Source organism: Alkalihalobacillus sp. MEB130 (assembly GCF_032335535.1).
GTDB lineage: Bacteria > Bacillota > Bacilli > Bacillales > Bacillaceae_D > Halalkalibacter.
This window is the reverse complement of sequence record NZ_JAOANA010000024.1, coordinates 43216-68889: the sequence shown is the minus strand read 5'-3', so window position 1 is coordinate 68889 and position 25674 is coordinate 43216. Positions and strand designations below refer to the sequence as shown.

Sequence of the window (25674 nt, the reverse complement as noted above, 5' to 3'; positions counted from 1 at the left end):
CCCACGTGTTACTCACCCGTCCGCCGCTAACGTCATAAGAGCAAGCTCTTAATCAGTCCGCTCGACTTGCATGTATTAGGCACGCCGCCAGCGTTCGTCCTGAGCCAGGATCAAACTCTCCATAAAAGTGTTTGAGTTTCATCACTAAAGTGATGGAACATAGCTCAAAATGTATCGCTAACGATACTTCATCATTTTTAATAAAACGATGACAAAAAATTGACGAGATATCATGTATCTCTTTTCGCTTGGCTTTTGTTCAGTTTTCAAAGAACTCGTTTGTCGTTGTTGGCGACTTTAACATCATAACAACTGTTATTCATAAAGTCAACCACTTTTTTTCTTGTTGTTTCGTCAAAATGAAACTCTCTTTGACAACGAGATTAAATTTACCATCCCCCTTAAAAATAGTCAATACTTTTTTAAAAATAAATAATCAATCAACAAAAAAAGAATGACTTAACTAGTTTTTTCATTTTCAATAAAACCACAACACATCCGAACTATATATAAAGATATTTTCTGGACTTTCTCAATTCCCTACTCCAAGCTTCGCTTAGAGAAACAAAACAAAAACAGCACTCTTAGAGAAAGAGTGCTGTCTTGATTAAAATCTATTCCGATAAGAAAATAAAGTAAGCTAGGAAAACAAAGAACAGAACATACATAATCGGATGAACCTCTTTTGCTTTTCCTTTTGCCACCATAGTAATTGGGTACAGAATAAAGCCCATTGCAATCCCTGTAGCAATGCTATACGTTAACGGCATCGCAATAACTGTAACAAAAGCAGGAACAGCTATCTCAAATCGTTTCCAATCTATTAACCCTAATGAAGAAGCCATCAAGATCCCCACAATAATTAAAGCCGCTGCTGTTACTTGCTCTGTTACAACCGCTAGCAACGGAGAGAAGAACAATGCAACTAAGAAAAGTCCCGCTGTAACAACTGATGTAAAACCTGTACGCCCTCCAGCTGCTACACCCGAAGCCGATTCAATATACGCTGTCGTTGTAGACGTACCTAAAATTGCTCCAATCGATGTTGCACTCGAATCCGCAAGCAATGCCTTCCCAGCGCGCGGAAGCTTGTTATCTTTAACAAAACCAGCTTGATTTGCCACAGCATAAAGTGTACCTGCCGTATCAAAGAAATCTACAAATAAGAACGTTAATACAACAACTAACAATTGCCACGTGAAAACAGTAGACCAATCAAGCGCAAAGGCTTGACCGAACGTCGGAGCCAAACTCGGCACAGAACCAACAATCGCCTCAGGCGGCGCAATTACGCCCGTTATAATACCAGCTATAGAAGTGAGTACCATCCCATAGAAGATACCACCTTTAATACCACGAACCATAAAAATAACTGTTACAACAACCCCGAATATAGCTAACAGCGTTGGTGGCGCCAATAAGTTACCAAGAGTTACTGCTGTAGCTTCATAAGGAACAACAATACCCGCTCCTTTTAAACCAATAAAAGCAATAAACAACCCAATACCCGCAGCAGCTGCATACTTTAACTCAGCAGGGATAGCATTAATAATAAGTTCACGAATCTTAAAAACTGTAATTAAAATAAAAATGATACCTGACAAAAATACCCCAAACAAAGCAACTTGCCAATCGATGCCCAATCCAAGAACAACAGAATAAGCAAAAAATGCATTTAAACCCATTCCAGGAGCAAGTGCAATTGGATACTTAGCCACAACACCCATAATTAGTGTACCTAGAGCAGCAGCCAATGCTGTAGCTGTAAAAACAGCCCCAAGATCCATTCCCGCATCTGCTAAAATCATCGGGTTTACAAATAAAATGTACGCCATTGATAAAAATGTCGTTAAGCCAGCAACTGATTCTTTCCTATACGATGTACCATGTTCTTTAAAACCAAAATAACGATCCATTTGTGTTCCTCCATTTTTTCGACTTACTCGTAATATAAACAGAAAAAAGCTTCCAATACATCACGCTTGGAAGCTTAACTAACAAAAAATCATAACAAACCCTAATATAACAAGGGATAGGTTGATTTTCGTAGTCAAGCTCTTTACGGAAGCTTGGTAGAGACTCGCAGGCCATATCCCCGCAATTATACGAAAAGAATATATACAATTCCTCACAAAAGAATTGTATCAACCACCTTATCCTTTGTCAATTAAAATACGAACATTTTTTGTTTATTTTATTTAAATATTCGGGTTTAACATTTATTCCCACTCAATCGTTGCTGGCGGCTTTGAAGTAACATCATAAACGACACGGTTAACATGCTTAACTTCATTCACAATTCTTGTTGAGATAATTTCAAGTACATCCCAAGGAATTCTCGCCCAGTCAGAAGTCATACCGTCAATTGACGTTACCGCTCTAATCCCAACTGTATAATCATACGTACGAGCATCTCCCATTACGCCAACACTACGCATATTCGGAAGAGCTGTGAAATACTGCCATATTTCACGATCCAAACCTGCTTTTTTAATTTCTTCACGTAAAATCGCATCCGATTCACGAACGATCTCAATTTTCTCATCCGTAATTTCCCCAAGCACACGAATCCCTAAACCAGGTCCTGGAAACGGTTGACGCCAGACGATTTCATCTGAAATTCCAAGCTCTGTTCCTAACTTACGCACTTCATCTTTAAATAAAGTGTTAAGTGGTTCAATTAATTCAAAACGCATGTCTTCTGGTAAACCACCAACATTGTGATGAGATTTGATAGTTTGCGCTGTATCTGTACCACTTTCAATGATATCTGTATAAAGCGTCCCTTGAGCTAAGAAATCCATATCCTTTAACTTCGCCGCTTCTTCATCAAAAACATAGATAAACTCGTTACCTATAATTTTACGCTTTTGTTCAGGATCAGAGACACCTTTTAACTTCCCTAAGAAACGTTCTTGCGCATCAATTTTAATTACTTTCATATTGAAACCTTCACTGAATGTCTCCATTACACTTTCAGCTTCACCTTTACGAAGAAGTCCATGATCAATGAACATACACGTTAACTGGTCACCAATAGCTTTATGAATTAACACAGCAACTACAGACGAATCAACCCCGCCACTTAAAGCACAAAGAACTTGTTTGTCCCCTACTTGTTCACGAATCTTTTCAATTTCCACTTCAACGAAGTTTTCCATGGACCAATCACCTGTGCAACCACAAACTTCAAAAGCGAAGTTCTTCAACATATCATTCCCAAATTCAGAGTGACGAACTTCTGGGTGGAATTGAACTCCATACAAGTTGCTCTCTTCATTACTCATTGCCGCTACCGGAGTAGATGGATTAAACGCATCTACAACGAAACCTTCAGGAGGGGCAGTAATTAAATCACCATGACTCATCCAAGTAGATTGTTCAATCGGCAGCCCTTTAAAGATTTTTGATTGGTTCTCCACTTTAATCGTTGCTTTTCCGTATTCACGGTGATCAGCCGCATCCACTTTCCCACCAAAGTGTTGAGTCATTAACTGCATCCCATAACAAATTCCCAAGATAGGGAGACCTAAATCGTAAATAGCCGGGTCACATTTTGGTGCTCCTTCTACATAAGCACTGTTAGGACCACCAGAGAAAATAATGCCTTTAGGGTTCATAGCCTTAATTTCTTCAGCTGTAATTTTGTTTGAATGCAACTCACTATAAACACCTAAGTCACGAATACGTCTTGCAATTAATTGATTGTATTGTCCACCAAAATCAAGTACAACAATCATTTCTTGGTTTAATTCAGTCATGCTTTCCCACCCTTTTTATGATTTCATTCGTACATCCGACTCACAAAAAAAACTAGAATTCACCCGCTTGTCCAATTTAAAAATATAACAAGGAAGGCAGAAAAATTCTAGTTCTTCTTTCTGCCTTCATAGTCAGATTTTTTACGGTAATCCGGTAGAGACTCTTAGGCCATATTCCTAAGGATATACGAAGGTCGATTCTTTATACACTTTTTAAACACTGATTCATTTTATCAGTGAGCTTTCAGACGGTCAAGAATCGATTTTACGAACAAACGCCAACCAATTCGGCTTTTGCCTCGTCCAACTTGCTTCTTCTGACTGACCACCATACATAATACGTTCGTACTCTATAGTCAAACTCGTCATTTCGGTTGTTTGAAACTGTTTATCCATTCTCGCTGCGTATTCTCTAAGTGTTTCTCCATTTTCCCGTTTCCATCCTACATATTTTAACAGCCATAACAAACGATCATACGCCTGTAAAAATGCCTCTTTGTCATTTCTACGCCTGAATTTTTTCCATGTATAATATTGAACAATTCGTTTGTTTTTCGCAAGAATGAAAAGGATAACAGCTATTACCCCCCCCATTAAAATCCAGGGCCCACCGGGTATCTTCCAATTTTGAGAAGGAGCACTACTTGAGTCTGACTGATCATCATCCCCTTCAAGATCAGCAAAAACGTCTTCTACTTCCGGCTCTCTTTCATCTTCATGTTCGTCCTCTCTTGCATCCTCTTCTGCTTCCTCTTGCTCCACTTCAGGCTCATTAAAATCATACGTATTCTCAAACCCACGCGTAGGCTCAAACGGTACCCATCCTAACTCGGGGAAATAAACCTCGACCCATGAATGGGCATTCCCATTAGTCACTTCATAAACATTCCGTGAATCGTCAAGCGACTCTACAAGCTCACCTTGAGTAAAGCCCTTTGCCCATCTGGCCGGAATATCGATGGAACGAAGTAATACAATCATAGCCGTTGAAAAATTATCACAATATCCACGCATCGTTTCAAACAAAAATTGATCAACATAATCTTGACCTTCCCTAGGAACAGGAACATCTTGAGTTTCATATCGGAAGTCAGCGCGACTAAAATAAGACTCAACCGCTTTTGCTCGGTCATACCGATTGCTTTCTCCCTCTGTTATCTCCATAGCAAGATCTCGTATTCTACTAGGAAGATCATCCGGAAGCTGAGTATAGTAATCTCGAATCTCCTGTGGATCCTGCTCATTTGTAGCACGTAATCCATCAATCTGATAACTAGGATACAAGTATTCATATCGATAATGTTCTAACCTAATAGATTGAGAACCATGATACGTACTCGCTTTTCCTGTGAAAGCATCCTGAAAAAGTTCAGCCCCCATCAGTCGATCACCTAGCATTAATTCACCTGGGTAGAACAAATGGTCAAAACCTGTTCTTCGTTCAGGAAAGCGGATCTCCGCTTCTAAATATTCGTACTCAACGATCCCTTGTCCACGATCACCATACAAGAAACTTTTTCTTTGTACAGGTGTTGTCGTCTCCCATCCTCGACCAGTATAGTAATCCTTCGTTTCACCACGCCAATAATGCTCTTTCGTAGACGCTGCATAAAACACAGGTGTGTCATCATCAATGAATCCCCCACCTAAACGCTCGTCATTATCACCATAACCAATTCGTTGAACCAATTCCCCCGATCCATTTTCCCCCATTCCAACAGCTGCACGAACGAAAGGAACAGGATCGTCCCATTGCGGATCAGGCTTGGGTGATAATAAACCTAAAATTCCACCCGCACTTATAAGTAGTACAAGCAGAACCCCCAGACGAACCGGCAATAGTTTAGGGGCTTGATACATCGTTTGCTGTTCAATAATTCGATACATGGTAACAAGACCAAGCAGTAGAAAACCTATAATAAACGTACGAATAATAGCAAATGTTGCATCATAAATCGTAAATGTATCGATAACCGTGATATAGATAATCGTAAAAATAAGAAAGAATAATACTCTTCTAGCATGAACAGTCCAGTAAAACAAAAGATAGCTCATGATAGCCAGTAAAACAAAAAACAAAAAGCTTCGGAATAAGTCCGTTAACCCATACCAACCACCTGATAACATCATGTTTATATTAGAAAAAATGTCCCCTCCAATGAGAAACACCCAATCTAAAGATAGAAACGGCCCATCAATAAAAACAAGATATAGACCGTAACAAACAACGAGCGATTTTAATAACATTGATACAATGACAGGCAATTGTAAAAATGTAATAAAGAAAAATACGGCTGTTACAAGCACAAAAACAATCATATAACCTGTATCTGTGATGTGCGGGAGTGGCAAAAGCCATTCCATTAGCAGCAAAAAGCTTAATCCGTAAAGAAGAAAATCTCTTCCTGTTTCAGCTTGCTTTTTATCTAGACGCATGACTTCAGCCTCTCCTTTCATTTACTCATTCTCAACAAAGACGGCAATTCCGATCTTTTCTAATTCCATAAGTACATGGCGGTCTTGTTCGGAAACAGCTACTACACAGACGGTTACCATTACCTTTTGCTCGATTAATGTTCTGCATATCGCTAGCAACTGGCCATTTATTTGTGAACTAACATAATAAACTTGCATCCCAGTCCACTCACGGTACATTTTATGAATAACAGGAGTTGCCTCCACTCTTGGTTCGACTTGAGCAAGCGCCATAAGCCCCTTGGATATTGTTTGTCGCGTCACCTCTACCAAATACCAATCTTGATATTTGACAGCAACCTTTAGGCCTGGGTGTTTCTCGGCAAACTTCACCATTAAAGATGCAGCTAATTCAATAGAATGTTCAAACATTTGCTCATTTCGGTCACCAATAGCCGTATCAACTGCAAGCACAATCCCTTCACCATGATACGATTCAAATTCTTTTGTCATCAATTTTGATGACCTCGCCGACTGCTTCCAATCAATGGAAGTCAGTCGATCCCCCGGTACATATTGTCTAACACCCGCCAACGAGCGATCTTCTTCAAACGAACGTTGAATCGTCCCATCCACGTTTTTTGGGATCCCTTGTACAGGCAAAGTGGACAACTGATGAACATGCGGGTAAACAAACACCTTTGTTTCACAAGGTACTACCTTCTTCCTTTCAAATAACCCAAATAAGTCCCCAAAAACGAGTGATAAACTCTCGAACTTATATGTACCTCTTTTTACATCGCGAATTTCATACGAAAAAACAAGCTTTCTTTGAAAGGAAAAGAAAAAGAGAGCCCCACATTCTTCATACGTTCCAAGTGACGAAGGAATTAAATCTTGGACTCTCACGTAAAAAAATGGTTGGATCGCTCTTTTATGCAGTGTAACGGTAACGATTAAGGTGTCACCTGATGGCAAAACATCCTTATGAACGTCACGTTCTACTCGAAGAATTTGAAAAGGATATAAAGCCACTAAAATAGTAGAAACAATGACCGTAACGATACTATAAAACAAAAACCAGCTTACAAAGCCACCCTGAAACATCGCATATGAAAAGACTGCCACTAAAAACACGAGTAGCAGCAAATACTTTATGATAACTTTCCCTTTATTCACGAGCGTGTCAACCTTCTTTGGTTAACAGGAATTTGTACCTGTTCCAAAATTAACGAGACAACGTCTTCTGCGGTTCGATTAGACATTTTACTTTCGGCTGTTACGATCATTCGATGTGCAAGTACATAAGGTGCTAAATGTTTTACATCATCAGGCAACACGTAGTCTCGTCCTTGTAAAAATGCATACGCTTGCGAAGCTTTCATTAAAGCAATCGTCCCACGCGGACTCACGCCAAGCTCCACATAACGGTTTTTTCTTGTTTCATGAACAAGGTCAATTATATACATTTTCACATCTTCACTAACATGCACTTTACTAATTTCCGATTGAATCATAACGACTTCTTCTGTTGTCATCGTCGGTTCAAGATCTTCAAGGGGATGTTTATACTGTAGGCGCTCTAATACTTCAAGCTCTTCTAATGCCGTAGGATAACCTAAATTCAACTTTAGTAGGAAACGATCCAGTTGTGCTTCTGGCAATGGGAATGTCCCAGCATACTCAATAGGGTTTTGTGTTGCCATGACAAAGAAAGGCTTTTCAAGTTGTAATGTTTCCCCGTCTACCGTCACACTGCCTTCTTCTAGAGATTCCAATAAAGCTGATTGGGTTTTAGGAGACGTTCGATTAATTTCATCTGCCAGTACAATGTTAGCCATAATAGGACCTGGACGAAATTCAAACTCTTGTTTATGTTGATTGTATATAGATACCCCTGTCACATCTGAAGGCAGAAGATCTGGTGTAAATTGAATTCGTTTAAATTCAGCACCAAGAGAACGCGCAATGGCTTTGACCATCATTGTTTTTCCAACTCCTGGTACATCTTCTAGCAAAACATGTCCACCAGTAAAAAGCGCAACAAGGCTTAATTCAACCTCTTTCCTTTTACCGACAACGACACGTTCAATATTTTCGATCACTTTTTCAATCTGTTCCACTGCTGCAACCATGTAATGCCTCCAATCTAATAAAAACCAGTCTATTTCCATCATACCATTTCAGCTTCGAAAAAACGTTACAATTGCATTACCAATTTCAAGAGAAACACTAAACCTTTTCCTTTAAAACTCCCCTTTTTCAAGCGCCTTAGTTTTTTCCCTTTAACATTTTTAGCATATTTCTCCGTAAGTTATCTTACAATAAAACATTAAACACCTACATTGCATGTTAGAATATGGAAACTGAAGGAGGAGGTATGATGGCTGTTGGTTTAATACTCATTGTTTGTGGGCTCGTCATTGGTTTTATCACTTATAGCTACATCGGATTATTGTTAGGGCTAGTTACAGCTCTATGTGTTGCGATCATGGTAAATCAACTAATTTACAAACGAAAACTAGCCCAATGCGAAGACTCTTCATTCACAAATGATGCCCTTTAATTGTCCTCCTACTTATCTCCAGTGAATCGAGCTCCAAATCCCATATAATTTATCATTTTTCACTCAATATTCCCTCCTCACTAACACATACTATTTAGTAAGGAGGGGTTGTCATGTACCGTTTATATACTCACAACGATTTAGATGGAGTTGGTTGCGGCATTCTTGCACGATTGGCTTTTGGAACAGATGTCGATGTCCGGTATAACTCTGTTCAAGGGCTAGATTTTCAAATCGAACGCTTTTTGGAACAAAACAGAATAGATGATGTGTTACTTATCACAGATCTATCTGTACATAGTGAAAACGAAAAGAAAATAGAGGAGTTTGTTAAAAAAGGCGGAAGCGTAACCATGCTTGATCACCATAAAACAGCTCTGCATTTTAACGACTACTCATGGGCCTCTGTTACCGTCCAATACGATGATGGACGGTTAGCTGCTGCAACATCGCTACTTTATGACTATTTAAGAAAACAAGGACTTTTAGAAGCCTCTTCGTCATTAGATGATTTTGTAGAGCTTGTTCGATTATGGGATACGTGGGAATGGGAGAAACATGAAGTGATCAAGGCAAAGCGACTGAATGACTTGTTCTTTATGCTTTCCATCGACGAGTTTGAAGAGAGAATGGTCAAACGTCTTCAAGAGAACGAATCGTTTGAATTCGATGAATTTGAAGAAAAGATCCTTGATATGGAAGAAACTAAAATTGAACGCTATATTAGAAGAAAAAGAAGAGAGCTAATTCAAACATTTATTGGTCCTTATTGTACGGGAATTGTCCATGCAGAGTCCTATCACTCTGAACTCGGCAATGAACTCGGAAAAGATTGTCCACATCTTGATTATATAGCGATTTTAAATGCTGGTGGCAAAAAAATCAGTTTTCGTACGATTCATGACCATGTTGATGTTTCCGAAGTCGCCAATCAATTTGGTGGAGGGGGCCATGCGAAAGCGTCTGGTTGCTCTTTAACGGAGGAAGCCTTCAAATTGTATATTTCCGAACCATTTCCACTTGAACCTTTACGTGTGGACGCCTTCAGAAATCAGCACAACCTAAAAGCAGGAAAGTCTGGATCTTTATATATTGATCACGCAGATCATCGTTTCTTTATTTACCCTATAAATGAGGACAGATGGATGCTCGAGAAAAACCAGTCTGAAGAAGACTTCTTCTCTTCCTTTGAAGAAGCGGAGAATTACATTAAACGAAACTATTTAGCATGGCTTGCTCGGGACGACCTGTTTGTCCGCTACTTAGCTGATCATGTACTAGATAACAAACGTCAGAACGCAAAACAAACATAAACCCCATTCACAAGGGCAAAAAGGAAGGCCCCGGACTTTACCGGAGCGCATTCAAATCAAATGTTGGTACTAACCCTTCCTTTGCTGCCCTTCCTAATAAAGCTTCAATCGCAGCATACCCGTCCTCACCTAAGTTCGCTGTATACTCATTAACATAAAGTTCAATATGAGAGCTTGCAACATCCACTGATAACTCTTGGGCATGCTCCATTATGTATGCCTTCGATTCATCTGGATGAGCCCAAGCATAATCAACGGATGCTTTTACCCATTTTGTAATTTCACCAAGATTTAAAGACCGATGAGCAATAATCGCCCCTAATGGAATTGGTAACCCAGTATCCTCCTCCCACCAACTTCCTAAATCCTGAAGAAGGGTGAGTCCGTAGTCTTGGTAGGTAAAGCGCGCTTCATGTATAACCAATCCTGCATCAATCGTACCAGCTTGAACAGCAGGCATAATTTCATGAAACGGCATGACAATAATTTCGCCGATTCCACCTGAAATCGTTTGTGATGCCCACAAACGAAACAATAAATAAGCAGTCGACCTCTCACTAGGCACAGCTACTTTTTTCCCCGCCAAAGCTTGAGGACCTACTTGCTCCCCTTTTGTTAGCACGAGCGGTCCACACCCTCTTCCTAGTGCCCCTCCACAAGGAATTAAAGCATAATCAGATAACACATAAGGGAGCGCGGCATAAGAAATTTTTTGAACTTCAGGACCAATCCCTTCTGCTGCCCAATTATTTGTTTTATCAATATCTGCATAGGTTACATCCAACTCCGGAGCACCAGGGATTAACCCATGTACCCACGCATGAAACACAAACGTATCATTCGGACAAGGAGAAAATGCAATTTTCATGAAAATACCTCCACCATAACAGAACTAGCTTTTTCTAACATCGCTAGTGCCTCTTTTATTCGCCAAGCATCTCTGTCTCTTGGTCCAATTTTATTCGAAATGGACCTCATTTCCATAACAGGGACTCCATGTTGCTTTGCAGCTTCTGCTACACCAAATCCTTCCATCCCTTCTGCAACCGCATCTGGAAACCGATTCAATAACAAATCTGTTGTTTCTTGTGTTCCGGTAACCGTCGATAACGTCAAGATGGCTCCTTGATGAACATCCACACCCATACTTACTGCCTGAGTACAAAATCGGTTCACCATATCCCCGTCCACTACTAGTTTGGAATCACCTAAATGTAGTTCTTCTAAACTGAGAAATCCTTCTGATGATTCCGCACCTAAATCAGCGGCAATAATATCAGTTGAAATGACGATTGAGCCCATATCAGCTCTTCCTTCAAATCCACCCGCTATCCCTGCATTAATCACATAATCATACTTCTTTTTTGCTAATGCCGTTGCTGTACGAGCTGCAGCTGCGGCTTGTCCGACACCTGCCACAATAATATCAAACTGAGATGCGTTCCTTATTCCTTTTTCTATCGCTTCTTTCTCGGCATGAACAGAAGTGACAATCAGTATTGCTTTTTGCTTATTCATGTATAGAAACTCTCCTTATGCGGCTTCAATCTTTCCGTTTTAGTGTATCGAATTCCTCTTCCTTTGACCAGTCTCTGCACAGACTAAGCTATTGTAGTCTGCTTCTTATCAAAAGAGCCCATTGATGCTAAGATCTAAATAACATAAAAAAGTGATAGGAGGTCATATGATGTTTGACAAAGTTGAAGGTGTTTTTCCAGCAAAAGCTACATTAGGAGAAGGACCGCATTGGGATCATGACAACCATCATTTATACTGGGTAGATATTCTCGAAAAGAAACTCCACCTGTTTGACCCACAACAGAACCAAAATCACTCTGTCCAGTTTGATCAATACATCGGAGCAGTTGTTCGAAGCAAATCAGGTCAACTCCTTTTGGCTATGGAAAATGGCATTTATCAATATGATTTACAATCACAAAAGTTGACATTTATTACAAACCCAGAAAAGAATTTATCCGGTAACCGTTTTAACGATGGAAAATGTGACCCCGCCGGTCGTTTTTGGGCTGGAACTATGTCTTTAGATGAAACAGAAGGTCAAGGTTCGTTGTATCGTTTAGATCCTTCTGGTGAGAGTAAAAAGATTCTTTCTCCAGTTACAATTTCTAACGGACTTGCTTGGAGTCCCGATCATTCTTTCATGTATTACATCGATACACCAACTAGTGAAGTGAAAATGTATCAATACGACGAGAAAAGTGGAGACATTCGCTTTCTAAAAACGAGCGTATCCATCCCTAGATCAAGTGGCTATCCAGACGGCATGACCATTGATAGCGATGGGATGATCTGGGTTGCTCACTGGGGCGGGGCAAGAGTAACGCGTTGGGACCCGCAATCTGGCATTCAACTTGACGAAATTTCAATCCCAGCTAAAAACGTTACTTCTTGTACATTTGGAGGAGCTAATCTAGATGAGCTCTATATTACGACAGCAAGAATAGGTATGGATGAAGAGGAGCTCTCACACTATCCACAGTCCGGAAATCTATTCAGAGTGAGAACCAAAGCAAAAGGAATTCCTGCCTATTTATATGGATAGTAAACAAAAATAGGGCCTATCTCAATTCCTCTCTACCCATGCTCTTACATAGGTAGAGTTGTTGAGACAGCCCTATTCTTTTTCTAGATAACTCCGATTAACATAGCGGCCACTATAAGAACAATACTAAATCCCCACACCCAGAAGAATGAGTAGCGAATATGTTTCCCCATTTCGAGTCCAGCAAGTCCTAGCGCTAACCAAAGAGCTGGTGAAAACGGGCTAATAAATGTACCAATAATATTTCCAATTACCATAGCATATGCTGCAGAGGCAGAATCGACACCATATCCAGTAACAATTTGCTCCACTACCGGCAGCAAAGCAAAATAGTAAGCGTCTGTACTTAACACCAATTCAAACGGAACCCCTAAAAACCCAATCACAAGATGCAAATACGGAACGATAAAAGCAGGCAAGAATAAAACAAGGTCAGTCGCTAATGACTGTAACATGCCCGTTCCATCTAAAATTCCTAAGAAGGAACCTGCCGCTAAAATAATAGCAGCCATAAGGAGCGCATTAGGAGCATGTGCTTTAATACGTTCCATCTGATCTTCTACTTTTGGATAGTTAATAAGTAAAGCAATACTTAAACTAATCATAAACACAAATCCTGCCGGAACAATTCCCCACACTAACATCGCAATCACACCTAATGTTAGCAATAAATTTATCCACAGAAGCTTTGGACGAACTAAAGAACCATCTTTCTTTTGCGCTAATTCCTCACTAGCTTCTTCAACCGTCGCCGCAGCCTCAAATTCAGCGTTTTCAACATCTGACAACCTTGCAATCTTCTTTTTTTCTCTTATTCCTAAAATAACAGCTAGACCTATTAATAAAATCATGGCAATAATTTGAACCGGAATCAGCGGTCTCCATAACTCAGTTGGATCGACACCGATGACAGCGGCAGTTCTTCCAATTGGTCCTCCCCAAGGAACCATGTTAATAATACTAGCACTTAATCCAATTAATAAGAGAAGCAAGTACGGACTCATCTTTAATCTCTTATAAAGAGGAAGAAGTGCTGGAATGGTAATTAAGAACGTTGAAGCACCAGAGCCATCAAGATGGGCTATAGCTGCTATAATAACCGTCCCCACCGTTACAGCAATAACATCTCCTCTGGAAATGGCAATCATTTTATTAATAATCGGATCGAATAAGCCAGCATCCTGCATGACTCCAAAAAAGAGAATCGCAAATATGAACATAATGACCACATTAATGACTCGGTCGATTCCTTCACCAAATAGCACACCAATCTCTGCAAATCCAAACCCAGCTACTAAAGCCCCAATAATCGGTATGAGAACAAGGCCGATAATCGGCGTAATTTTTCCCCTTAGCAACAATAGAACAATGGTTAAAATGGTAACCAATCCAATGATACTCAACATTCTAATCTCCCCTTTCACTTAAATAAACGTATATTTGAAAAAAGGGCACATTGAAAGCGGATACAAATTTAGGGAGACTTCTCCCATCCTTAAATGAATTATCCCTTTTTTCAAACTTTTCTATATACATAGAAACGTACCATGTTTGAAAAAAGGGATGAAGTTTTTGAAAATAAACGATTTATTGATCATTAAATAATTTTTGTTCATATTGTTCACAAAAGAGAGTAACGCCTTTCCGGACGGCCAACATCCCCATATTTTTGCTCAGCCTCCACTGCCTTAGAGGAAACTAAATACTCTAAATAACGCCTCGCTGTGGACCTGCTTGCCCCAATCTCTTTCCCAACTTGAACAGCAGTCCAGCCTTTTCCTCTGTTTTGTTCCATAATTTTTTTGATTTTCTCTAACGTTATTCGATCTATTCCTTTTGGTAAATCACCTGATTCAACCACTTCCTCCTTCGGCGCAGTAACACTGCCTGTCAAACGGTCAATTTCTTCTTGTTCTAGCTCATCTCTAGAAGACAAAAAACGGCGAAAATCTACGTAACGTGTTAACGTCTGTTCAAATCGAGAAAAATCAACCGGCTTTACAATGTAATCAAAGATTCCAGCCCGTAATGCTTCCTCAATCGTAGTTACTTCTTTTGCTGCTGTCATCATAATGACATCAATACTTTGGTAGTCTCTTCGAATAGTCCAAAACAACTCTAAGCCTTCGACATCTGGTATGTATACATCAAGTAAGATGAGATCTGGAAGTTTTTCCGTTTGCAGCCACCGTTTTGCCTCTTCCCCTGTTTTTACACTGCCGACGACCGCAAACCCGTCCACTTTCCCAACAAACTGTGTTGTAATGTCCGCTACACGAAAGTCATCTTCTATGATTAATACTCTAAATAATTGCTGCATCCATTCTCCTCCTATCTTTTTGGTATCGTTATAACAAAACAAGCTCCACCTAACTCACCATCTTCTACCAGAATTTCTCCACCAATATCTTTAAGAACTTGTTTCGTTAATGCCAAACCAATTCCCCGGTGGAAGCCTTCTTTCGTAGAAAAACCTTGGTTAAATATATTTAAAGTCATATCAGATGGTACTCCTTGACCCGAGTCTTCAATTTCAAACAGAATTTCATCACCTAGATCCGTAAAGAAAATGGAAACTTCACGTTTCGAATCAGGATTCATCTTCACCGCATCAATCGCATTCTCAATTACATTTCCTAGCACGGTAACAAGAGCATCTCGTTCTGTATTAGGTAAGCGATGGGTAAGTTGACTGTCTGGATCGATAGAAAGCCTGACCTTTTGTTCATTCGCCTGATTTACTTTGCCCAACAAGATTGCACTTACCATGGGATCAGACACTTTCTCAACTAAAAGACGAATCCACTTTTGTTGAATGTTGCTCTCTCTTCGGATAAAATCAACCGCTTCATCATTTCTCTCAAGTTGAATGAGCCCTAAAATGGTATACATTTTATTAGAAAATTCATGTGTTTGCGCTCTTAATGCATCAGCATATTGCGAAACCCTAGTTAATTCTTTCGTTAAATTCTCAATTTCTGTTTTATTACGAAACGTCGAGACTGCTCCAATTAAAGTCTCTTGATAGTAAATAGGGACACGGTTTACTAAAACCACATCGTTCCCTACCAAAAGTTCTTTATTGTATTGACTCACTCCATGTTCTAGTACTTCATGAAGCTTAGAAGTAGGGAGAACATCCAAGATCGGCTTTCCTATAAATTCTTCTGTCTTGCTTTCTCGGTTCCTCAGCAATCGTTTTGCCGCTGCGTTTATCATCGTAATCGCACCATCTTTATTAACAGCAATGATTCCTTCGTGTGTTGATTGTAAAATCGTTTCTTTTTGAAGTAGAAGGTGTGAGATTTCCTCTGGCTCTAATCCAAAAAGCAGCTTCTTAATGTAATGAGCAATAAAAATGGCCCCAATCACTCCTACCCCGACTATGGCAATAAGCACCAACCAAAGCTCTCTACTATAATGATGAATAATGCTCTGAACATCGTCATTTAAAAAACCTACAGAAACAACTCCAATCACTTCTCCTTGATCAGAAACAACTGGCACCTTTCCCCGAATCGATTGTCCTAACGAGCCAGTCGCTTTAGAAACATATGACTCTCCGTGAAGCAAAGCACGATCATTATCTTCTCCAACCATTTTCCTTCCTATTTGTTCAGGAATCGGGTGAGCATATCGAATTTCTTGTAGATTTCCAACAACAATGAATTCAGCTTTCGTCGCTTTACGTATCGGGGCAACAAGAGGCTGAATCACCTCTGCTGGCTCATCCAGGTAAAAGGCTTCCTTTAACTCAGGTATGTGCGCAACACTTTCTGCCACACTAAGCGCCCTTTCTCCAAGCTGTGCTTCTAGCGTATCAGAAAGAAAATATTGAAGAAACACTCCCATTATGGCAAACATTCCGATAATTAATAGCACAATGAGAAACGTCATTTTCATTTTCAAATTAAGCTTTGTTTTAGGTTGAGTTAAATACTTACGACTGTTGTTATCTTGTATGGAAGACATCATAAAAATCTCCTTAGCCTTTTTGCTTTTTTTAGTTTACCATACTCCCATGAAAAGCCATGATTCACCCCTCATAAAAAACGAATAGCCACTTATAAAAAGTGGCTATTCGCCTGGATGAAGAACTGTGATTGCTCGTAGTTATACGTAACTTTTGAAAAGTCAAATGGTTGACCGTTTGTTAAATGAAAAATGGTTTCAACGGTAAGTTTTGGAGCCCCTTTTTCCAGTCCTAAATAGTTGGCTTCTTCTTCTTTTAACTTATCCACTTTTAGATACATATCAGAAAAGCCAATCTTTAATCCTAATCCTTCCTTAATATAGTGAAAAATCGATTCTGACGCTATTTCGTTATTCAAATAAGTAACAATCGACTTATTATAAAAAGACTCCTCTAAGCACAACGTTTTTCCGTTAATATACCGAATTCTTTTTACATAATAGGCATCTTCATCTTGTTTCATATTTAGATTGAAAGCCACTTCTTCTGAAGGCTTCCTCAAATCCAATTCCAACACTTCTGATGTTATTTGAAAGTCTTCAAGATCCATCTTAAATCCTTGATTAGAAAGAAGACTAATATGCCCTTTTCTCTTATGTCTTCTTACAAAAATACCACTACCTCGAACTTGAAAAACAGCGCCCTTTTTTTCTAGCAGATCTAATGATTTTATAATTGTACTCTTACTCGCTTCAAATTGAGCCATGAGCGTTTCTAGTACAGGAAGTTTATCTCCTTGTTGAAGATCATTTTCTTCAATATACGTTTCAATTTCAGTTGCAATTTGCTGGTATTTTAACATGGAATATACCTCACTCGTTTCGATTGTCTCATTCACTAAGAGAATTATAGCATAAAATTTGTAACCGGCTCATCTAATAAAATTATATATAAATAAATTTTTTATTTGGTTATTGATTAATTGTACCGGTACAATTATAATAAAACCATACAAAAGAAAACAAACTCTAAAGGGGGGGTTAAGATGTCAGGAAAAGTTAGAGATTATACTCAACTTGCAAAAGACATATTAGAAGCAGTTGGTGGAGAAGAAAACGTCATTGGAGCGACACGTTGTGCCACTAGGCTTAGATTAGTACTAAAACGCTCAAATCCAAAAGCGAAAGAAAAAGTCGCTTCTCTGCCAGGTGTTATTACAGTTGTAGAAAACGGTGGCCAATTCCAAGTCGTTATTGGTCAACACGTCGGGGAAGTCTATGAGACGTTCTCAAGTCTAGTTAACCTTGATACATCATCAGATGGGGAAAATGAAAATAAAGGAACCATCTTAAACCGTGTGATTGCAACGATGTCAGCTGTATTTGCGCCATTTATTTACATCTTAGCTGCAGCTGGTATTATCCAAGGTTCATTAATTGTTATTAATTTATTGTTCCCTGCTTTTGCAACGACCGGAACGTACGAAGTTTTTAGTTTTATTTCATGGGCACCATTTACATTCTTACCTATTTTTATCGCCATAACAGCATCAAAGCATTTTAAAACCAACACGTACATTGCGGTAGCTTGTAGTGCGGCTTTAGTAAGTCCAACTTGGGCAGCGATTGCAGCACAAATTGCAGCTGGTGAGACAATTACATTCTTAGGAATTGCCTTATCTGAAACCGTATACACATCATCGGTTTTACCACCACTATTTTTAGTGTGGATCTTGTCTTACCTGGAGAAATTTTTAAATAAAAATATGAACGAAGTTGTTCGACCATTATTTGTTCCATTTTTGTGTATGATCATCATGGTACCTTTAACAATTGTTTTAATTGGTCCTATCACAACAGCAGGAGCTGTCGGAATCGCTAATGGTTATAACTTCTTAGCTGAAACAGCACCTGCAGTAGCTGGAGCAATTATCGGTGCTTTCTGGCAAGTACTCGTTATTTTCGGAGTCCACTGGGGAATTACTCCAATGGTACTAGCAAACTATGATATGTATGGCCGCGATTCATTCCAAGCGTATCAAACGATTGCGGTTATCGCGCAAGTCGGTGCAGTACTTGGGGTTATTTTAAAGGCAAGAAGCCAAGAAACTCGCAAAGTCGGGGTTTCAGCTGGGGTAACTGGTTTATTCGGTATTACTGAACCAGCTATCTACGGAATAACGTTACGATTTAAGAAACCATTTATTTATGGTTGTATCGGTGGAGCAACTGGGGCCATTGTCGCAAGTTTCTTTAATCCATATTATTTTGCCTATGCAGGATTACCAGGTCCGTTAACACTAGTGAACGGAATCAACGCTGATTATCCTTCATCGATTTGGGGAATTTTAATCGGTTCTGCTATTGCGATTATTCTTCCTGTCGTTTTAATCCAAATCTTTGGCTATGGTGAAGATACAGCTAAACAAGCAGGCAATGATAATTTAGTAAAAGAGCAAGGACAAAGTGGAGATCAACAAGCAAATAACTCTAGAAACAACGAAGAAACAATTAGTGCTCCTTTTGCTGGAAAAGTGATCCCTCTTAGCGAAGTACCTGATGAGGTATTTGGATCAAGGGCCATGGGCCAAGGCGTAGCCATCGAGCCAGAGGATAACAAATTATATGCTCCATTTGATGGAAATGTAGTTATGGTTGCACCTACGAAGCATGCAATCGGTTTGCGTTCCGATTCTGGTGTTGAATTACTTGTGCATATTGGATTAGATACCGTTTCACTTAACGGAACTCCTTTCAGTTTACAAGTGAAAGATGGAGACAAAGTAAAAAAAGGTGACTTGCTTGTTACTTTTGATAAAGAAATGATTGAAAAGAAAGGGTTAAAAACGATCACACCTGTTATTATTACAAACTCACATGCTTATAAAGAAGTGATCGTTTCAGATCTTACAGCTTGTACATTAGACGAAGAATTAATTACAGTAGTGAAATAGGAGGAGTTCAACATGAGTAAAATGCCAAAAGACTTTTTATGGGGCGGCGCGTTAGCCGCTCACCAATTTGAAGGTGGCTGGGACCAAGGTGGTAAAGGACCTAGCGTTGTAGATGTCATGACAGCAGGTGCCCATGGTGTGCCTAGAAAAATTACCGATACAATTGAAGAAAATGAATTTTATCCAAACCATGAAGCCATTGATTTTTATCATAACTATAAAGAGGACATCGCTCTTTTTGCGGAAATGGGACTAAAATGCTTACGCACATCGATTGGTTGGAGCCGCATTTTCCCTAAAGGTGATGAAGCGGAACCGAATGAAGCAGGCTTACAATTTTATGATGATGTATTTGATGAATTACTCAAGCACGGTATTGAGCCCGTTATTACACTCTCTCACTTTGAAATGCCGCTACATTTAGCAAGAGAATACGGTGGATTTAGAAGTAGAAAAGTGGTAGACTTCTTCGCAAAGTTTGCTGAAGTTTGCTTCAACCGTTACAAAGATAAAGTTACGTATTGGATGACGTTCAACGAAATTAATAACAAAATGGATGTGGATAACCCCCTATTCCTTTGGACGAATTCTGGTGTGACTGTCAAAGAAGGAGAAAACGCGAAAGAAGTGATGTATCAAGCAGGACATCATGAACTAATTGCTAGTGCATTAGCGGTAGCAAAAGGTAAAGAGATTAACCCTAAATTCCAAATTGGAGCAATGGTGTCACACGTACCTATCTACCCTTACTCTTCCAACCCAGAAGATGTGATGCTTGCTGAAGAATACATGAGACAACGTTACTTCTTCCCGGATGTACATGTTCGCGGGTATTATCCAAGCTATGCATTAAAAGAGTTTGAAAGAGAAGGATTCAACATTCCGTTTGAAGACGGCGACGATGAAATCTTACTCAACGGTAAGGTCGACTATTTAGGCTTTAGTTACTATATGTCAACAACGGTAAAAAGTGATGTTGTTAGTGATAATTCTGGCGATATCGTTAACGGCGCACTGCCTCACGGGGTAGAAAATCCATACATTAAATCGAGTGATTGGGGCTGGGCGATTGATCCAACTGGGTTACGCTACACATTAAATCGTTTTTATGATCGCTATCAAATTCCATTATTCATTGTCGAAAATGGCTTTGGTGCTGTTGATACAGTGGAAGATGACGGCTCCATCCACGACCCAGAGCGCATTAATTATTTAAAATCACACATTGAAGCATTAGAAAAGGCGGTCACTTACGATGGAGTAGAACTGATGGGCTACACACCGTGGGGAATCATCGATATCGTGTCATTTACAACAGGGGAAATGAAAAAACGATATGGTATGATTTATGTAGATCGCGATAATGAAGGAAATGGATCAATGAAACGTTATAAGAAAGATTCATTTGATTGGTACAAAACAGTGATTCAAACAAATGGAGAAGAACTGTAGGAGTTATCATTCACTAAAACAAATCCCGAATATCGGCACTTGTGCCCTATTCGGGATTTGTTTCATTTTCTACTCAGTCTTATGTTAATGCCCGGACAACCTCTTCTAATTTCATGCCACGGGAACCTTTCACTAAAACAACATCGCCTTCATCGACAACGTCCTTTAATTTAGCAATCAATTGTTGTTTGTCATCGTATGCCCAAACTTGATTTTCTGAAAAATTCACTCTTGATCCTTCTGCAATCTTCTTACCTAGTTCACCAAATGTGAAAACATAATTGATTTTTGCTGAATCAATCCCTTTTCCCACTTCGTAATGGAACGTCTCTTCTTGATCACCAAGCTCCAGCATATCTCCTAGTACGACTATTTTCTGCTTGTAGCCTTTTAAGTCCTGAAGCAATTCAATTGCAGCCCTCATGGAAGTAGGACTAGCATTATACGCGTCATTAATAACAGCCACGCCGCCTTTGCCTTGGATCAATTCCGTACGCATCCCTGTAATCTTAATCAACTCTAGCCCTTTTTTTATGTCAGAAACCGTTACACCAAACTGCTTCGCAATCGCAATGGCTGAAAGAGCATTATTAATATTGTGTTTACCGAGCACCGGAATGAAAAACTCGGTTCCATCCTCTCCATTTATTGTAAAATAGGTTCCATCGCTTTTTTGCTCCATTTGCACTGGGTAATAATCATTTGTTTCAGCGCTCCCAAAGGTTAAAACACGGAACGGACTTTCTCCAACTTTTTCTGTTAACAGCGGCTCATCACCATGAATAACAAGAGTCCCGTTTTCCTTTAGACCTGACGTAATTTCAAATTTCGCCTCCGAAATGCCTTCACGCGAGCCTAAATCCAGCAAATGAGACTCACCAATGTTGGTAATAATCGCAGCCTCTGGCTTGGCAATCGTCGAAAGAAGTTCTATTTCTCCTCTTCCGCTCATTCCCATTTCTAACACCGCTATTTCTGTGTCTTCCTCTAATTGAAGAATGGTAAGTGGCAGTCCAATATGATTATTGTAATTCCCTTCTGTTTTTTGAACCTTATAAGTCGTAGAAAGCACCGAAGTTACCATATCCTTCGTTGTTGTTTTCCCATTACTACCTGTAATCCCAACAACCTTAGTAGAAAGACTAGCCAAGTAGTTTTTGGCTAAATTCTGTAGTGCCAATAAAGTATCATCTACAAGGATAAGCGCAACATCACTAGGAGGATTTGGTTGATTTTTTTGCCAAAGAACTCCGGATGCCCCATTCTCGATAGCTTTTTTCACGAAATCATGACCATTAAAGTTCTCTCCAACTAGGGGAACATACAAATTGCCTTCTTGTATCGTTCTTGTATCTGTTGAAACTCCCGCAATCTCTACAGAAGTACTATTTGGTCCGACTGCTTCCCCGTTCATCCACGCAGCAATTTCCTTAAACTTTTTATGAATCATACAATCGCTCCCTTGTCTTTAAAAATTCCGTCTTTTCAATTCGCTATTTCTATTTTATGTAAAAGGAGGCTGACTCACAACGGAATCAACCTCATTACTATTTATACACATTAAAAAGTGTGTTTAATCTTTTGTTTTTCCTCGTGACGCTCTACTCCAAGCTCCACTAATTTTTCAATTAGCTTAGAGTACGATAAGCCTGATTCTTGCCATAGCATTGGGAACATGCTAAAAGGCGTAAAGCCTGGCATCGTGTTCACTTCGTTCATCAGGACATCTCCTTCTTTTGTTAAGAAGAAGTCGGCACGAACTAATCCGGAACAGTCTAGAGCTTTAAAGGATTGAATCGCTACTCTCTTAATTTCTTCATATTCTGCATCCGTGATGTCAGCAGGAATAATGAGTCCCGTACTTCCATCCTCATATTTTGCTTGATAATCATAAAAATCTGTTTCCGGAACAATCTCGCCCACAACTGAGCACTCAGGATCATCGTTTCCTAAAACGGCAATTTCCACTTCACGACCGTCGATTCCTTCTTCAATAATAATTTTTCGATCGTACTCAAAAGCTAGCTCAAATGCTTTTTCTAAACTTTCTCTGTCTTTACATTTACTAATTCCCACACTTGAGCCTAAGTTTGCTGGTTTCACAAAACAAGGGTAGCCAAGCTTTTCTTCAACGGTAGCATATGCTGCTTCCGCATTCTTTTCCCAATCACCGCGAAGGTACCAAACATAGTTGGCTTGCTTAATGCCAGCCTGCTCATAAATGTTTTTCATCATGACTTTATCCATTCCAGCAGCGGATGCCAGCACGCCGTTCCCGACGTAAGGGATATTCATCAATTCTAATAGCCCTTGAACGGTTCCATCTTCTCCGTTTGGTCCGTGAAGCAACGGAAAAACCACATCGATCTTATCTTCGTTCGCATCGGCTTTAGATGGCACTGGGAAGATTTCTGAATTTAACGCCACCGGCGAAATTACTTCTCCATTTTCTTTCAATTGAAGCTGCTTCACATCCTCTACAGGACCTTCAAGCTGTGCTCCTCTAACCCACTCACCGTTTTCCGAAATATATATTGGATGAATTTCATATTTAGTTAAGTCTAACGCTTTAATGACAGCTTTAGCCGTTTGTAACGATACTTTATGTTCAGCAGATTTTCCACCATACAATAATCCAAGTTTAATTTTCATATTCAACCTCCATATCCATTTGCACTTCTTATTGTAACACTTTCGTACCTAAGTTAAATACTCATTTATAACTAGTTTACACCCTCGTAATGGCTCATTAGCCTATCTTTAACTACAGTATGTAACAATCTTCTTTTTGGGCATGTTTTTTTTGAAAGTTTTTGACAAGAAAAAAGAAGGACTCTTTCATAAATGTATGCTTTGATCAGCAGATACATTTTAAAAGAGTCCTTCTTAAGAATTTATTATGATTTTACTAGTGTTTTTATTGTTCCTGCTTCAGGTGGATGAACTCCATGTCGGTAGAAGTCAAGATGGATAGGCTCTAAAGGTTTACGACCAAGGATTAAGTCAGCTGCCTTTTCCGCCAACATCAAGACCGGTGCATGGATGTTGCCATTCGTGACATAAGGCATGGCAGATGCATCAACAACTCGAACATTTTCAAGTCCATGAACCTTCATCGTTAGCGGATCTACGACAGCCATTGGATCTGACGCTGGTCCCATCTTCGCCGTACAACTCGGATGAAGCGCTGTCTCGGCATCATTTCTCACCCATTCCAAAATCTCCTCATCTGTACTAACGGAAGGACCTGGTGAAATTTCACCCGAATTATAAGGTTTCATTGCCGGCTGATTTAGGATTTCACGTGAAATTCTCACTGCTTCAATCCACTCACGACGGTCTTGTTCAGTTGAAAGATAGTTGTAAACCATACTTGGGTGCTCTTTCGGATTTTTCGAACGAATCTTTAATGAACCCCTAGCATCAGAGTACATAGGTCCGACGTGTACCTGAAAACCGTGAGCGGTGTCCGCTTTCTGTCCGTCGTATCGAACGGCTACCGGTAGGAAGTGGAACATTAAGTTTGGATATTTAACGTCCTCGTTCGAACGAACGAAACCTCCACCTTCGAAATGGTTCGTTGCGGCCGGACCTTTACGTCCAATTAACCATTGCAAACCAATCCAAGGCATTTTCAGTTTATTTAAGTTAGGCTGCTCAGAAACTGGCTGCGGACAAGAGTATTGGATGTAGGTTTCAAGATGATCCTGAAGGTTTTCACCTACACCTGGAAGATCCACTACTGGTTCAATACCAAGTGAGCGCAAGTATTCAGCATTTCCTACACCTGACAATTGAAGCAATTGAGGTGTATTAATTGCCCCACCTGCGAGTACGACTTCACCTGCAATCACCTGATGAGTCTTCCCATCTCTTTGATACGTTAACCCCTTCGCACGAGTACCTTCGAAATCAATACTTGTTACAAACGCACGAGTTTTCACAGTTAGGTTCTCACGCCCCATAGCTGGATGTAGATAGGCACGTGAAGGTGAATACCGTTGTCCTTTGTACACATGCTTATCAAATGGAGCAAATCCCTCTTGTCTAAAACCATTCACATCAGGAATTCTTGCGTAACCAGCCTCGACCGCTGCTTCAAAGAAGGCTTGGAATAAAGGACCAGTAGCTGGCCCACGTTCCAATTTAAGAGGACCATCATGGCCTCGATATTCGTCATCCGGCTCGGCGGCTAAAGCAGTTTCCAAACGTTTGAAATATGGAAGACAGTGCGCAAAATCCCATGTTTCCATACCTGGGTCTGCTCCCCAACGTTCATAATCCAATGGATTCCCTCGTTGATAGATCATACCATTAATGGAACCGGAACCTCCGAGCACCTTTCCTCTGGCATGCTTGATACGTCTTCCATTCATATGAGGTTCCGGGTCAGATTCATATCTCCAGTCATATAAAGGATTCCCTGAGGGGAACGGCAAAGCTGCTGGCATTTGGATCAATAAATCCCATGAATAGTCCTTACGTCCTGCCTCTAAAACAAGAACACTACGTGTCCCGTCTGCACTTAAACGGTCTCCAAGTACAGAACCCGCACTACCGCCACCTACGATAACAATATCATATGTCTCTTTCATCTTCTCGACCTCCTAGGATAGTAACAATTGATTTTAGTGATTTAAATAATTTGAAAAGTATTCATTAAAAAACTTACTAGTTTACTAGTTTTAGACTGGTTATTTTCTATACCGAGTTCAAATCTGGGGAATGTCCCTCAATT

General features: G+C 39.8%; 19 protein-coding genes, 1 rRNA gene and 2 riboswitches. Of the genes, 5 read left to right on the top strand and 15 right to left on the bottom strand.

The annotated features are described in order from the left end of the window. From N0O92_RS19780 to N0O92_RS19755, 6 genes are all read right to left on the bottom strand, one after another. Positions 1-126 (bottom strand): 16S ribosomal RNA (locus tag N0O92_RS19780); the annotation flags it as partial. Between the two features lie 488 nt (positions 127-614). Then, positions 615-1916, bottom strand: coding sequence for an NCS2 family permease (locus tag N0O92_RS19775; RefSeq protein ID WP_315616367.1), 1302 nt, complete (start codon positions 1914-1916; stop codon positions 615-617). Positions 1917-2027: 111 nt separating this feature from the next. Continuing rightward, a riboswitch (purine riboswitch) is annotated at positions 2028-2129 on the bottom strand. Positions 2130-2219: 90 nt separating this feature from the next. Continuing rightward, entirely contained in the window at positions 2220-3761 is a 1542-nt protein-coding gene (gene guaA, locus N0O92_RS19770) for a glutamine-hydrolyzing GMP synthase (protein ID WP_315616366.1), read from the bottom strand. A 109-nt stretch (positions 3762-3870) separates the two neighbouring features. Then, a riboswitch (purine riboswitch) is annotated at positions 3871-3972 on the bottom strand. A 41-nt stretch (positions 3973-4013) separates the two neighbouring features. Beyond that, complete coding sequence (locus tag N0O92_RS19765; RefSeq protein ID WP_315616365.1) at positions 4014-6197, bottom strand: transglutaminase TgpA family protein; 2184 nt, start codon at positions 6195-6197, stop codon at positions 4014-4016. Positions 6198-6218: 21 nt separating this feature from the next. Then, positions 6219-7355, bottom strand: a complete 1137-nt coding sequence (locus tag N0O92_RS19760) for a DUF58 domain-containing protein (protein ID WP_315616364.1) — start codon at positions 7353-7355, stop codon at positions 6219-6221. Beyond that, complete coding sequence (locus N0O92_RS19755; protein WP_315616363.1) at positions 7352-8311, bottom strand: AAA family ATPase; 960 nt, start codon at positions 8309-8311, stop codon at positions 7352-7354. Before N0O92_RS19755 ends, N0O92_RS19760 begins: the two co-directional genes overlap by 4 nt. A gap of 248 nt (positions 8312-8559) precedes the next feature. Here N0O92_RS19755 and N0O92_RS19750 point away from each other — a divergent pair, with 248 nt between their 5' ends. Further along, complete coding sequence (locus tag N0O92_RS19750) at positions 8560-8742, top strand: hypothetical protein (protein ID WP_315616362.1); 183 nt, start codon at positions 8560-8562, stop codon at positions 8740-8742. A 113-nt stretch (positions 8743-8855) separates the two neighbouring features. Then, a complete protein-coding gene (locus tag N0O92_RS19745) occupies positions 8856-10055 on the top strand; it encodes a DHH family phosphoesterase (protein WP_315616361.1) in 1200 nt (399 codons plus the stop codon). A 37-nt stretch (positions 10056-10092) separates the two neighbouring features. Here the strand turns inward: N0O92_RS19745 and N0O92_RS19740 are convergent, their stop codons facing one another. Together N0O92_RS19740 and N0O92_RS19735 are read right to left on the bottom strand one after the other, a co-directional pair. Next, entirely contained in the window at positions 10093-10923 is an 831-nt protein-coding gene (locus N0O92_RS19740) for a 1,4-dihydroxy-6-naphtoate synthase (RefSeq protein WP_315616360.1), read from the bottom strand. Further along, positions 10920-11573: a futalosine hydrolase gene (locus tag N0O92_RS19735; protein ID WP_315616359.1), complete on the bottom strand. Its 654-nt coding sequence runs from the start codon at positions 11571-11573 to the stop codon at positions 10920-10922. Before N0O92_RS19735 ends, N0O92_RS19740 begins: the two co-directional genes overlap by 4 nt. A gap of 169 nt (positions 11574-11742) precedes the next feature. On the opposite strand from N0O92_RS19735, the gene N0O92_RS19730 reads away from it, so the two are divergent. Further along, a complete protein-coding gene (locus tag N0O92_RS19730) occupies positions 11743-12618 on the top strand; it encodes an SMP-30/gluconolactonase/LRE family protein (protein WP_315616358.1) in 876 nt (291 codons plus the stop codon). An 83-nt stretch (positions 12619-12701) separates the two neighbouring features. On the opposite strand, the gene N0O92_RS19725 is transcribed toward N0O92_RS19730, so the two are convergent. The 4 genes from N0O92_RS19725 to N0O92_RS19710 all read right to left on the bottom strand — a co-directional run bounded on the left by N0O92_RS19725 (position 12702) and on the right by N0O92_RS19710 (position 17393). Further along, a complete protein-coding gene (locus tag N0O92_RS19725; RefSeq protein WP_315616357.1) occupies positions 12702-14024 on the bottom strand; it encodes a CitMHS family transporter in 1323 nt (440 codons plus the stop codon). Positions 14025-14239: 215 nt separating this feature from the next. Beyond that, a complete protein-coding gene (locus N0O92_RS19720) occupies positions 14240-14938 on the bottom strand; it encodes a response regulator (RefSeq protein ID WP_315616356.1) in 699 nt (232 codons plus the stop codon). An 11-nt stretch (positions 14939-14949) separates the two neighbouring features. Then, positions 14950-16590: an ATP-binding protein gene (locus tag N0O92_RS19715; protein WP_315616355.1), complete on the bottom strand. Its 1641-nt coding sequence runs from the start codon at positions 16588-16590 to the stop codon at positions 14950-14952. 92 nt (positions 16591-16682) lie between these two features. Next, positions 16683-17393: a GntR family transcriptional regulator gene (locus N0O92_RS19710; RefSeq protein ID WP_315616354.1), complete on the bottom strand. Its 711-nt coding sequence runs from the start codon at positions 17391-17393 to the stop codon at positions 16683-16685. 183 nt (positions 17394-17576) lie between these two features. Here N0O92_RS19710 and N0O92_RS19705 point away from each other — a divergent pair, with 183 nt between their 5' ends. Further along, the gene (locus N0O92_RS19705) at positions 17577-19484 is read left to right on the top strand and encodes a beta-glucoside-specific PTS transporter subunit IIABC (RefSeq protein ID WP_315616353.1); all 1908 of its coding nucleotides are present in this window, start codon (positions 17577-17579) and stop codon (positions 19482-19484) included. Between the two features lie 12 nt (positions 19485-19496). Continuing rightward, entirely contained in the window at positions 19497-20936 is a 1440-nt protein-coding gene (bglA, locus tag N0O92_RS19700; RefSeq protein ID WP_315616352.1) for a 6-phospho-beta-glucosidase BglA, read from the top strand. Between the two features lie 79 nt (positions 20937-21015). Here bglA and N0O92_RS19695 read toward each other — a convergent pair whose 3' ends face one another. The 3 genes from N0O92_RS19695 to betA form a co-directional block, all read right to left on the bottom strand. Beyond that, positions 21016-22386, bottom strand: coding sequence for a UDP-N-acetylmuramoyl-tripeptide--D-alanyl-D-alanine ligase (locus tag N0O92_RS19695; protein WP_315616351.1), 1371 nt, complete (start codon positions 22384-22386; stop codon positions 21016-21018). Positions 22387-22496: 110 nt separating this feature from the next. Further along, complete coding sequence (locus N0O92_RS19690; protein ID WP_315616350.1) at positions 22497-23588, bottom strand: D-alanine--D-alanine ligase; 1092 nt, start codon at positions 23586-23588, stop codon at positions 22497-22499. A gap of 245 nt (positions 23589-23833) precedes the next feature. Continuing rightward, positions 23834-25531 carry a choline dehydrogenase gene (betA, locus tag N0O92_RS19685; RefSeq protein ID WP_315616349.1) on the bottom strand — a complete coding sequence of 566 codons (1698 nt, stop codon included), beginning with the start codon at positions 25529-25531 and terminating at the stop codon, positions 23834-23836. Positions 25532-25674 lie beyond the last annotated feature (143 nt).